The following is a 12,718-nucleotide window of genomic DNA, read 5'->3' on the forward strand; positions in this document are numbered from 1 at the left end:
GAATCTATCATGACCCGAAGGAAGATGTTTTATTCACTGAATCTCACAAAATATCATTCGATCTTTTTTATTAATATCTTGCACGATGTCTACATTGGCTTCAGGGAAGGCTTTCTGTAGGAATTGCTGCACAATTTCACCTTGTTGATAACCGATTTCAAATCCGATCAGCGCCCGTTTATTCATCAAAGGAGCTAACCGTTCTGCTAGTCTTCGATAAAAGTACAGTCCATCCTCTTCGGCAAATAAAGCGGAAGACGGTTCGAAGTCAAATACCGTCGCCGACATATCGCTTTTTTCATGTTCTGCGATATAAGGAGGGTTGGAAAGAATGACATCCCATGTTTGTCCCATGAGCGGCTCCTCCATGTCACCTTGCCGAAACGTTATTTCTACGTCATTGCGCTGCGCGTTACGTTTGGCTACTTGCAACGCTTCTTCACTAACATCCGTCGCGGTCACTTGTGCATTGGGTCGTTCTTTTTTGAACGCGACAGCAATCGCCCCGCTTCCTGTCCCGATATCTGCAAATTGAATCACCTTGTCTCCAAACAGCCGCCTTGCACGACTCAATGCATGGAATACCAATTCTTCTGTTTCAGGCCGAGGGATCAGGACACGTTCATTCACTTCGAAGGAATAGCCGTAAAATGATTCTTCTTCAAGAATATATTGAATTGGTTTGCCTGTTAAAAGCTCTTCAATATACTCCCAAAATAGCGATCGAGATTCTTCCGGTAATTGATCACGGAGTGCGGCAAAATAACCCGCCCGACTTTTGCCTGTTACAGCTTGCATCGCCAACTCAGCTGCATTCACATCCAGCTCTTTCGCATTCAATAGTTGCTTCGCACGCTGTACAGATTCTAGAATAGTTTCAGTCATTTTGATCCAAACTTTCCAAGCGGTGTGCTTGTTCTTCAATTATTAACGCATCGATCACTTCATCCAATTTCCCTTCGATGATCTGATCAAGCTTTTGGATCGTCAAACCGATTCGGTGATCAGTTATTCGGTTTTGAGGGAAATTATATGTCCGGATACGCTCTGAGCGATCTCCTGATCCGACCGCCGATTTACGTTTCTCATCGTATTCTGCACGCGCTTCTTGCATAAATTTATCGTAGACACGTGCACGCAATACTTTCATCGCTTTTTCTTTGTTTTTAATTTGAGATTTTTCATCCTGACATGACACCGTGATGCCTGTTGGCAAATGCGTAAGCCGGACTGCAGACATTGTCGTGTTGACGGACTGTCCCCCGGGTCCAGATGAAGCGAATGTATCGGTACGGACATCTTTGTCATGGATTTCGATCTCTACTTCTTCCGCTTCCGGCAAACAAGCGACCGTGGCGGTGGATGTATGAATTCGACCGCCTGATTCGGTTTCCGGTACACGCTGTACGCGGTGTGCTCCATTTTCGTACTTCAGTTTTGAATAGGCACCGTTGCCGTCAATCATGAAAATGATTTCCTTGAAGCCGCCAAGCTCTGTTGGTGACGAGTCGATCACTTCCACTTTCCAGTGATTCATCTCAGCAAAGCGAGTATACATACGGTATAGGCTGCCTGCGAATAGAGCGGCTTCATCTCCGCCTGCCGCACCTCGGATTTCCATAATGACACTTTTATTGTCATTGGGATCTTTCGGAACGAGCAAAATCTTCAACTGTTCCTCGAGCGGCTCGATTCGGTCTTCCAGTTCATCGATTTCCATTTTGACAAGTTCTTTCATTTCGTCATCGAGTGGTTCTTCGAGCATATCTTTCGCATTTTTGTATTGTGCTTGGACTTCTTTATATTCTCGGTACACTTCAACGGTTTCCTGCAAATCGGACTGTTCTTTGGAGTAGTTTCGAAGTTTTTCCAAGTCATTCACAATTTCTGGATCACTCAGAAGTTCATTGAGTCGATCATATCGGTCTTCTACTGCTTGCAGTCTGTCGAACATAATGCGTTCACCTCTTCTGTAGTATGGGTTTTCAGGATATAGCAGAACCGCCTATCCTTTCGTGCATATGGATAGACGGTGAATTATCTTTATTTTGCGCGCTCCGCTTGACCGACTGGGACTTCATGGTGTTGGCGGCATCGCGGTTCGTAGGCTTCCGACGCGCCAACGAGAATGATCGGATCATCGTATCGGGCAGGATTTCCATCGATCAATCGTTGCGTCCGACTTGACGGAGATCCACAAACGGTGCAGACCGCCTGAAGTTTTGTGACGAGTTCTGCTACTGCCATCAATCGTGGCATTGGCCCGAACGGTTCGCCCCTGAAGTCTTGGTCGAGCCCGGCGATGATGACGCGAAAACCGCGATCGGCTAAACTGATCGCGACGTCTAGAATTTCTTCATCAAAAAATTGTGCTTCGTCAATGGCGACCACATCGAAATCATCTGTGACGAGATTCGGAATTTCATTGGCTCTCGCTATAGGATTGGCGATCATCGATGTGCCGTCATGGCTGACAACAGCTTCCTCGCTGTATCGATCATCGATTGCCGGCTTGAATACCGCTATTTTCTGTTTAGCGAATTCCGCCCGGCGAATCCGGCGAATGAGCTCCTCCGATTTACCTGAAAACATACTGCCGCAGATGACTTCCATCCAGCCGCCTTGCATTGAAACGTACATGGTCAATCTCCTTTCAGTGTCGTGCTATGTATGGTGTGTTTTGGCTAGGGTTATGAGCGTGTAAGCACAAGTTACAAGCGCACCGGTCTTGCTTTTGAGCGCGTTTGCCTGGGTTATGAGCGCGTGCAACGTTGGTATGAGCGCTTACCCACTGTTTATGATCGTTCTCTGCTTTTACTTATAAAAATACCCGTCTGGCACGACTGCACCTGACGGGTATCTGGCATTTGATTACTCTTGTCCTTCTGACTTGATGCCGTATTTTTTGTTGAAGCGGTCGACACGGCCGTCCGCTGCAGCAAACTTTTGGCGTCCAGTGTAGAATGGGTGACATTCTGAGCAAACTTCTACTCGAATATCCTCTTTTACAGAACCTGTTTCGAATGTATTGCCACATGAGCAAGCAACTTTTGCAAGTTTGTAATCTGGATGAATTCCTGCTTTCATCGGTCTCTCTCCTCTCGCCCTGAACCATCTGGAACAGAGTATGAATTATAGGGTGTTTTATTGACCGATTGCCAATAAAACGGATCGATGCCGTACACGGCCCGTATATGTCAGCCGCATATGCAGTGCACGGTGAATACCGTACTTGAACAGTATAGCAAAATCGAGTGTTCGGCGCAACTGTTTGATTTGGGTTTTTATTGGGCTTTAGGGCGCCAATAAATGCTTAAAAATAAAAGATTAATCAGTGAATGTCCGGGATTTGCGCTCTGGGTGGACGCTTTCCGCGGGGCGCGCGGTGAGCCTCCTCGTCGCTTCGCTCCTGTGGGGTCTCACCTGTCGCGCTAATCCCGCCGGAGTCGCCACCCGCCGCTCCAATCCCTACTTTTTGATGAGAAGTATAATGGCTAGTTCATTGTAATTTATTAGCAATAAAGTGATGCATCCTTACAATAATGCTCAAAGTTTAAAAGTTAATACTAAATAATATTGCCCGCAGGCTAATTGTCCAAAAAATCATTTACGACCTTAAACTAAGTCAATGAAAGATGCCAGTTTTGTACTCTGAGTGTGTGAACTCTTCTCAGATCTAAACAACTACAAGGAGCTTGCTATGTGTCTCTACACACTAACTATGGATTGGAGCGGAAGACGGTCGACTCCGGGAGGATCAGCGTGCGCCTTGAGACCCTGGACTGAGCGAAGCGGAGGAAGCGGCTCAAGCCACGCCCTCCGGAAAGCGTACCGTCTGGAGCGTAAATCCCGGAGTACATACTACTTCGCCTCCACTGAGAGCGCAAATCCACGGACCACACCTCCTATCACCACTCTTCGCTAACTTAAATCAATCCCTTACCCTTACGATGGGCTTTCATTTCTTCATTTAATTTCTCGAAAAATTCTTCGTTGTTTTCGGATTGGCGAAGTTTTTTCAGGAAACGTTCGGCAAAGTCCGGAGCGTCGGAGAAGGTTTTTCGGATAGCCCATAGTTTTTCTAACTTTTCTTTCGGAATGAGCAGCTCCTCTTTCCGTGTTCCGGAACGGCGGATGTCGAGTGCCGGGAAGATTCTGCGTTCAGCCAGGCTTCGATCTAGATGAAGCTCCATGTTGCCCGTTCCTTTAAATTCTTCATAGATGACTTCGTCCATGCGGGAGCCCGTTTCGATGAGGGCCGTTGCCAGGATTGTTAGGCTTCCGCCTTCTTCCAAGTTACGTGCTGCACCGAAGAATCGTTTTGGACGGTGGAATGCGGCCGGATCAATCCCTCCGGACAATGTACGTCCGCTCGGCGGGATCACTAAGTTAAATGCACGAGCCAGTCGGGTTATGGAGTCCATTAAAATGATGACATCACGTTTATGTTCAACTAAGCGCATTGCACGTTCCAATACGAGTTCAGCTACTTTGACATGGTTTTCCGGTACTTCATCAAATGTAGAGCTGACAACATCTGCTTTGACAGAACGCTCAATATCGGTTACTTCCTCAGGGCGTTCATCGATCAGCAAGACGATTAGTTCAGCTTCCGGATGATTCGTCGTGATGGCGTTGGCGATTTCTTTCAACAGCATCGTCTTCCCTGCTTTCGGCGGTGCGACGATCAATCCACGTTGGCCGAATCCTACAGGTGATACGAGGTCCATGATACGTGTAGATATACGACTTTGTGTCGTTTCTAATTGAATTTGGCGTTCTGGATACAATGGGGTCAATGCTGGGAAATGAACACGTTCACGTGCCACTTCGGGATTTTGTCCATTGACTGCTTCAACCTGCAGCAAGCCATAGTATCGCTCATTCTCTTTTGGCGGACGGACTTTCCCTGTTACTTTATCGCCGTTACGCAAATCAAAGCGACGGATTTGGGAGGCAGATATGTATATATCCTCTGAGCTCGAAGAATAGTTGATCGGTCGTAAGAAACCGTATCCTTCTGATTGGATAATCTCCAATACACCTTCCATGAAAAAGAAGCCTTCTTGCTCGGCACGAGATTTCAAAATAGCGAAAATTAATTCTTTCTTTGTCAGCTTGCCATAGTTCGTGATTTTAAACTCCTTCGCTAGTGCATATAGCTCTTTCAGCGTCATATTCTCTAGGTCTGCAAGGGTAATCATTGTCATCTATGCGTACACCACTCTTCATTTATAGTATAAGAAAATTTCGACGCGAGAAATAGAAAGGAAGATACTTAGTGCGCTTCCTTTCCTTTTATCTGAATTAAGCAGAAAACTCCCATCTCAATAGATAGTGAAATGAATGCGAGTTCGTTATTGTTCAGAGAGTATTCGAACGCCATTATGCCAAGGCATAATTCATTACGTGCATTATGGTTTTATAGTTTCAGGAAAAAGTGACCCGGCTGTGACGCCGGGTAATGAGGGAGTTAGTCTTGCATAACGAGAAGTGGTTTTTTCTTCATGCTGTGGCGACCTTCGACAAAGCGGATTGTACCTGATTTAGAGCGCATGACAATCGAATGTGTTCGGCTGTATGTCCCTTTAAACTGTACACCGCCAAGCAATTCGCCGTCTGTTACTCCAGTCGCTGCGAAAATACAGTCGTCTCCTTTAACCAAGTCATCCATTTTTAGGACTTTATCTACATCGATGCCCATCTTGATGCAACGTTCTCTTTCTTCGTCATTGGAAGGAACAAGACGCCCTTGGATTTCTCCACCTAAGCATTTTAAGCCGACTGCTGCGATGACACCTTCAGGAGCCCCGCCTCTTCCGAATAAAATATCAACGCCTGTATCGTCAAAAGCCGTATTCAAAGCGCCTGCTACATCGCCGTCTTCAATCAACTTGATACGCGCGCCAGCATGGCGAATTTCTTCGATAATATCTTTATGACGTTCACGATTTAAGACAGAAGCAACGATATCGGAAACAGATTTATTTTTCGCTTTTGCTACAGCTTTCAAGTTATCTGTAACGGACGCGTCAATATCGATTTTGCCAACTGCTTCAGGACCCACCGCAATTTTATCCATATACATATCAGGTGCATTCAAAAGGTTTCCTTTATCTGCAACAGCAAGTACCGCAAGCGCATTCCAGCCGCCAGCAGCGACAATATTCGTACCTTCTACAGGATCGACCGCAACATCCACTGCCGGTCCATGGCCCGTTCCTAGTTCTTCACCGATATAGAGCATTGGCGCTTCATCCATTTCGCCTTCACCAATAACGACAACACCTTCCATCGGAATTGTGTCGAAAACCGTCCGCATGGCTTCTGTTGCTGCATCATCCGCTTCATTCTTCAAACCGCGTCCCATCCAGCGAGCTGCCGCAACGGCTGCCGCTTCTGTAACACGTACTAGTTCCATCGATAAACTACGTTCCATACTGTTTTGTTCCTCCTGTTTGCGGTAAGGCGCTCGACGCGTTTTACCTTCATTTGCCTACGTCCGCATCCATCATTACTTAAATGACTTTACTCTGGATGTGTCGTTGCAGTCTATTATACACGAAATCGATAATTGTCGTCACTCAGAAATAGAAGCTGTTTTGAGTCCTTCTACTTTGTTGATATCAGCACCGAGCATTTTTAGCTTCGGAATAATTTGGCTATAGCCGCGTTCGATATGTTCAATTCCCTGGATTTCTGTTTCTCCGCTGGCGATCAATCCCGCAATTATCAATGCTGCACCAGCCCGCAGATCCGTTGCGCGTACTGTAGCAGCCTGCATTGCTGTCGGTCCGGTAATAATTGCCGAGCGACCTTCCACTCTTCCATCTGCGTTCATTCGGCGAAGTTCATCTATTTGTTTGAACCTTGCCGGATAGATAGTGTCAGTCAGGATTGATGAACCTTCCGCTTGTGTTGATAGCACACAGAACGGCTGTTGGAGATCTGTAGGAAACCCTGGATAGACGAGTGTTTTGACGTCAACCGCCTCGAATTTCTCTGTCTTCGGAATGTAGATTTGTTCTTCTCCGACTTCTACTTTGACGCCCATTTCACGAAGCTTGGCGGTGACTGCTTCAACATGCAGCGGTATGACGTTGTCGATCGTGATGCCGTCTCCGATTGCCGCTGCCATAATCATATAAGTACCCGTTTCGATCCGATCCGGGATGATTGTGTGCTTAGTGCCATGAAGTTTTTCCACACCTTCAATCCGAATGACGTTCGTACCGGCCCCTTTGATATTCGCGCCCATATTCGATAATAATGTCGCTACATCAATGATTTCAGGCTCTTTCGCAGCATTTTCGATAACTGTTTTTCCTTTTGCCATGACAGCGGCCAACATAATATTAATGGTGGCACCGACACTGACTACGTCCAAATAAATTTTGGCACCGCGCAATTCATCTGCCCGCAAATAAATGGCACCATGTTCATTCGTGACTTTTGCTCCAAGTGCTTCAAAACCTTTGATATGCTGGTCAATCGGCCGAGGTCCTAAGTGACAACCTCCAGGCAAGCCAATCACCGCATGCTTGAACTTGCCGAGCAGCGCGCCCATCATGTAAGAAGAAGCGCGAAGCTTTTTCACGTTGCCATTCGGAAGTGGCATGGAAACGATTTCTGAAGGATCGATCGTTATCTTGCCTTCTTCTATTTCTACATTTCCACCAATCTCTTCCACTAGTTTTTGCAATGTCATAACATCTGAAATCTCCGGAAGACCTGCAATCGTTACAGGTGAGTCAGCAAGAATGGCTGCGGGAATAAGAGCAACCGCACTGTTTTTCGCACCGCTTACTCTCACCTTCCCCTGAAGCCGATTTCCGCCTTTAATTTTGTAAACGTCCATTTCGATCTCCTTTTATTTGAATTCAGCAGTCTACCACACTTCTATATGTGGCGGTAAGAATGCAAATGTTTTTTTCAGTTCAGCGGGTGTTCTAAGGCCCGCTGAATCCAAATAAAAGCCTCCGGCGGATGTCATGGATTTTGTAAGGAGTATAAAATAGGAACGCAGTCTTTGCTCCACATTGTACAGCAAAGACTGCATGACCTGCATCATGCAGGCCTCGATTCAAAATCCAGACGCAATCACACCGCGGCATGATTGATTTCGTCACTTATTCGTTCTAGTTTCCCAGTCTTTCAAAAATTGATCGATTCCTTTAGCTGTTAACGGATGTGCGAATAAACTCTTCAACACGTTGAATGGTGTCGTCGCGATATGAGCTCCTGCTAATGCGGCGGCGGTAATATGCTGAGGGTGTCTGATTGAAGCTGCAATGATTTGTGTATCTAGATCGTGGATTGTGAAAATGTCAGAGATGGTTTCGATTAATTCGACCCCGTTTTGACCAATATCATCCAAGCGCCCAATAAAAGGCGAGACGTATGTTGCGCCTGCACGCGCTGCAAGCAATGCTTGATTGGCACTGAAGACGAGCGTGACATTCGTTTGAATGCCTTCCGCTGCGAACACTGAACAAGCTTTCAATCCTTCAGGCGTCATCGGTAGTTTCACGGTAATATTTTTTGCGATGCTTGCAAGTTTACGTCCTTCTTCAATCATACCTTCCGCGTCGAGCGAAATGACTTCCGCGCTGACAGATCCTGGTACGAGAGCCGTAATTTCTTTTAAGCGATCGTGAAATGAAATATTTTCTTTTGCTACAAGTGAAGGGTTGGTCGTCACGCCGGAAACAATGCCCCAGCTGTGTGCTTCTTTAATTTCATCAAAGTTTGCGGTATCTATGAAAAATTTCAAGTGAATGATCCCCCTGCTAGTTTGTTTTTTGTCTTAATTCAAATATAAAAGAAGGAGACATAATTTGCTCCTCCTTTTTTCTATCCGGTTATTCCTGATTTACGCTTGCTGAGAACTGCCAAATTCACGCATCTTGCCGATGACAGTTTGTTTGATTGCTTCGCGCATTGGGCCAAGATATTTACGTGGATCATACACTTCAGTATCTGCTCCAAGTGTTTCACGCACTGCTTTCGTGCCTTGAATCTGATTTTCAGTGTTGACGTTAATTTTAGATGTGCCCAATGAAATCGCACGTTGGATATCCTTTAACGGAATCCCTGTGCCGCCATGCAATACGAGTGGCAGATCGCTTTGGCTTGAGATCTCTTCCATTTCTTTGAAACCTAAGTTCGGCTCCCCTTTATATGGTCCGTGTACTGAACCAAGCGCTGGAGCTAAGCAATCGATACCTGTCTTTTCCACCAATTCTTTACACTCAGCAGGATCTGCGTAGATCACGCCGTCTGCAATGATGTCGTCTTCCTGTCCACCAACGACTCCAAGTTCAGCTTCTACGGATACGTTATTCTGTTTTGCGAAGTCCACTACCTGCTTCGTGATTTCGATGTTTTCCGCGAGTGGTTTAGAAGATGCATCGATCATGACGGATGTGAACCCCGCTTCAATCGCTTCTTTACATTTTTCGAAGCTGGAACCGTGGTCTAAATGAATGGCAACAGGCACAGTTGTACCGTAATCTTCCATTAGTCCTTTAACCATCATAACAACGGTTTTGAAGCCGCCCATATAACGAGCCGCACCTTCGGAAACTCCTAAAATGACTGGCGATTTTTCCTCTTCAGCAGCCTGCAAAATCGCTTGTGTATATTCTAAATTATTTAAGTTGAATTGACCGATTGCGTATCCTTGCTTTTTTCCTTGAATCATCATTTCTTTCATCGAGACGAGTGGCATGCAAAATTCCTCCTTGAGTTGTCTACGGGTTTCTGTCTGTTTTCATTATACTTTCTGCTCTCTAGCATACCAAATCCACTTCATTATTACTACTGTCATGCGTCCTGTGTTTGCAACCTTTTTAAGACCGTGTCCCGTACTTCAAATATATCAAACGGCTTGGTGAAATGATTGTCAATGCCGAGTCTCCCAGCTTCTTCTGTCAACTCAATTTCACTGTAAGCTGTCATCATCATGACAAGAGCATTTGGAGTTCGCTTTCTAATTTCGCGCAGAACTTCAACACCGTTCATGCCAGGCATTTTCATGTCCAGCAAGATACAGTCTGGTTGCAGGTATTCTAATTTATCCAAGGCTTCTTTTCCATTTGAAGCTAATGTCGTTCCGAGACCTGCTTGTCTGAATATTTCTTCCAACAGCAACCGAATGCCTGGCTGGTCATCAATTATCAATATTTGCTTCAATCCATTCACCTTCTTTATTTATTTCATTAGCAACAAGATTTTGCAACAGTACATACAGTGTAACCGATTTGCTGAGAGGATGAAATTACCTTTTCGAGTTCCAACGCTTTAATCTATTAAAGCGTTCAAAGAAATTTCATATCTAAAGTTTGTCTATACTTCTCTATTGTATATTATTCGCAACAATCCAAAGTTTTCCTTCTTTTTTCAGCAATCTGTTTTTGCACTTCTAACTCTTGTCTAATATACTAAATCTTTGGAGGGATACAATTGAAAATATTAACGACACAGATCAGAGGACTTTTAGAGCGGATCTCAGGATCTCAGGAGGAGGCAATCGAGGAAACAGCTCGGCTGCTTGCACAGGCACTAGTAGGTGAAGGACGGATCATCCTTGCTGCTTTTGATGAGATGGAAGCTGTTACAGCTACCGCTTTACACGGTGCGGAACCATTGCGGCAGGCTGTTCGCTATACTGGCGATATTTCCCTTACTACAGCCGATCGCGTTTGGCTGATTGTTAGAAAGGCAGATCATCCTGCAGCCGTTCAATTGGCAAAACAACTGGCGGATCAATTCATTCCATTCGCTGTATTGGCAGCCGATTCAGCAGAGGACTCCAATGAACTTGCCGATCTTGCTTTAACGTACATATCCACCGGCTTGAAAAAAGGACTTCTTCCCGGACCAACAGGTGAACGCATTGTCGAGCCACACGCACTCGCTGCTCTCTTCATTTATGAAGCTGTAAAACTGTCGCTGGATGAATTATTGGATGATGAATAAGTTAAATAAATGTGAAAAAGCCAACAGAATTCTATAGGATCCTGTCGGCTTTTTCCTTTTTAACGATAATCCAATGCAGCGCGGATAAATTCGCGGAACAATGGTTGTGGGCGTGTCGGACGGGATGCAAACTCCGGATGGAATTGGCAGCCTACGAAGAATGGGTGCTCTTGCAGTTCCATAATTTCGATCAAGCGGCCGTCCGGGCTGATACCAGAAACGATAAAACCAGCTTCTTCCAACTGCGCACGATAAGCTAAATTAATTTCATAACGGTGACGGTGACGTTCATAAACAAGTTCTTCACCATATGCAGTGTACGCTTTCGTATTTTCTGAAAGTTTACATGGGTATGCGCCAAGACGCAATGTGCTGTCTGCTTCATCCGCCGTACGGCAATCCGGATGGAATGTCGTAATTTGGTGTTCTGTATTTGCGTCAAACTCCAAGGAATGAGCATTTTTCAAGCCAAGAACGTTTCGCGCGATATCGGTTGCTGCTAGTTGCAAACCTAAACTGATTCCAAAAAACGGAACTTTATGTTCGCGTGCATATGTGATCGCTTCGATCTTCCCATCGATTCCGCGATCTCCGAAACCACCTGGAACAAGAATTCCATCGACATCTCCAAGGAATTCTTCAACATTCTCTGCAGTGACTTCTTCGGAATTAATCCACTTGATCTCCACATCTGTATCGAAGGCATAACCTGCGTGACGCATAGCTTCAACAGCAGAAATATACGCATCTTGTAGCTCTACATACTTTCCGACAAGACCAATTTTCACTTTTTCTTTCAGTGATTTAACCAACTTCACAAGTTCTTCAACTTCTGCCAACTCTGGCTGTGGTGTTTCCAATCCAAGGAAATCGACAACAATTTGGTCCATATGTTGTTCGTGCAAACGAAGCGGCACTTCATACAATGTTTCTGCATCCAGTGCTTCGATCACTTCTTCTGGCTTGATGTTACAGAATAACGCAATTTTATCTTTCATTTCTTGCGGTACAGGGTACTCACTGCGCACCACAATCATATTCGGCTGGATCCCAAGACTTCTCAGTTCCTTAACGCTGTGCTGAGTTGGTTTTGTTTTCATTTCGCCTGCTGCATGGAGGTATGGAATTAATGTGTTATGGATGTACATGACGTCGTCTTTGCCTAAATCTGTCTTCAGCTGGCGGATTGCTTCCAGGTAAGGCAAGGATTCGATATCGCCGACACTTCCCCCGATTTCCGTGATGACTACGTCAGCGTTCAACGTTTCGCCTGCACGTTTAACGAGTTCTTTAATTTCATTTGTAATATGTGGAATTACTTGTACAGTAGCTCCTTTATATTCACCGCTGCGCTCTTTTCGTAAGACTAGGTCATAGACTTTCCCCATAGTGACGTTGGAGTAGCGATTGCATTTAATGTCGATAAAACGCTCGTAATGTCCGATATCGAGATCCGTTTCCGCGCCATCTTCCGTTACGAACACTTCACCGTGCTGGTATGGACTCATCATGCGCGGATCGATATTGATGTATGGGTCGAATTTTTGATTGGTTACTTTCAAACCGCGATTTTTCAGCAATCTCCCGAGTGATGCAGCGTTGATTCCTTTACCTAAGGACGAGACAACGCCGCCCGTAATAAAAATATATTTTGTCATGTGTGGTTCCTCCATTTGTTCTTTTTACATGCTCGAAGGCTAAGATGAAAAATCAAAAAAGCGCCCCAGTTGTAGCATAA

12 protein-coding genes are annotated in these 12,718 nt (G+C 45.3%); 1 reads left to right on the plus strand and 11 read right to left on the minus strand.

All coding sequences use genetic code 11. The features are described from left to right. Positions 1–33: 33 nt before the first annotated feature. From prmC to H7J92_RS01950, 10 genes are all read right to left on the minus strand, one after another. Entirely contained in the window at positions 34–885 is an 852-nt protein-coding gene (gene prmC, locus H7J92_RS01905; RefSeq protein ID WP_221835146.1) for a peptide chain release factor N(5)-glutamine methyltransferase, read from the minus strand. After that, positions 878–1,954: a peptide chain release factor 1 gene (gene prfA / locus H7J92_RS01910; RefSeq protein ID WP_221835147.1), complete on the minus strand. Its 1,077-nt coding sequence runs from the start codon at positions 1,952–1,954 to the stop codon at positions 878–880. The genes prmC and prfA overlap by 8 nt, the downstream gene beginning before the upstream one ends. Before the next feature lie 89 nt (positions 1,955–2,043). After that, entirely contained in the window at positions 2,044–2,640 is a 597-nt protein-coding gene (locus H7J92_RS01915) for a thymidine kinase (RefSeq protein WP_009766223.1), read from the minus strand. 231 nt (positions 2,641–2,871) lie between these two features. Continuing rightward, the gene (rpmE, locus tag H7J92_RS01920) at positions 2,872–3,087 is read right to left on the minus strand and encodes a 50S ribosomal protein L31 (RefSeq protein WP_009766224.1); all 216 of its coding nucleotides are present in this window, start codon (positions 3,085–3,087) and stop codon (positions 2,872–2,874) included. An 839-nt stretch (positions 3,088–3,926) separates the two neighbouring features. After that, on the minus strand, positions 3,927–5,210 hold the full coding sequence (gene rho, locus H7J92_RS01925; RefSeq protein ID WP_009766225.1) for a transcription termination factor Rho: 1,284 nt from the start codon (positions 5,208–5,210) through the stop codon (positions 3,927–3,929). Between the two features lie 263 nt (positions 5,211–5,473). After that, positions 5,474–6,439: a class II fructose-bisphosphatase gene (gene glpX / locus H7J92_RS01930; protein ID WP_221835149.1), complete on the minus strand. Its 966-nt coding sequence runs from the start codon at positions 6,437–6,439 to the stop codon at positions 5,474–5,476. 141 nt (positions 6,440–6,580) lie between these two features. After that, on the minus strand, positions 6,581–7,858 hold the full coding sequence (locus H7J92_RS01935; RefSeq protein WP_221835150.1) for a UDP-N-acetylglucosamine 1-carboxyvinyltransferase: 1,278 nt from the start codon (positions 7,856–7,858) through the stop codon (positions 6,581–6,583). Between the two features lie 267 nt (positions 7,859–8,125). Further along, the gene (gene fsa / locus H7J92_RS01940) at positions 8,126–8,773 is read right to left on the minus strand and encodes a fructose-6-phosphate aldolase (RefSeq protein WP_009766228.1); all 648 of its coding nucleotides are present in this window, start codon (positions 8,771–8,773) and stop codon (positions 8,126–8,128) included. Between the two features lie 99 nt (positions 8,774–8,872). Next, positions 8,873–9,730, minus strand: a complete 858-nt coding sequence (locus H7J92_RS01945) for a class II fructose-bisphosphate aldolase (protein WP_009766229.1) — start codon at positions 9,728–9,730, stop codon at positions 8,873–8,875. 95 nt (positions 9,731–9,825) lie between these two features. Continuing rightward, complete coding sequence (locus H7J92_RS01950) at positions 9,826–10,194, minus strand: response regulator (protein WP_040758514.1); 369 nt, start codon at positions 10,192–10,194, stop codon at positions 9,826–9,828. A gap of 270 nt (positions 10,195–10,464) precedes the next feature. Between H7J92_RS01950 and H7J92_RS01955 the strand changes: the two genes are divergently transcribed. Next, positions 10,465–10,980 (plus strand): DUF2529 family protein, encoded by a 516-nt coding sequence (locus H7J92_RS01955; protein ID WP_009766231.1) that lies wholly within the window; start codon positions 10,465–10,467, stop codon positions 10,978–10,980. Positions 10,981–11,039: 59 nt separating this feature from the next. Here H7J92_RS01955 and pyrG read toward each other — a convergent pair whose 3' ends face one another. After that, complete coding sequence (gene pyrG, locus H7J92_RS01960; protein WP_221835152.1) at positions 11,040–12,638, minus strand: CTP synthase; 1,599 nt, start codon at positions 12,636–12,638, stop codon at positions 11,040–11,042. Positions 12,639–12,718: the final 80 nt, after the last annotated feature.

The organism is Sporosarcina aquimarina (assembly GCF_019748715.1).
Lineage (GTDB): Bacteria > Bacillota > Bacilli > Bacillales_A > Planococcaceae > Sporosarcina > Sporosarcina newyorkensis.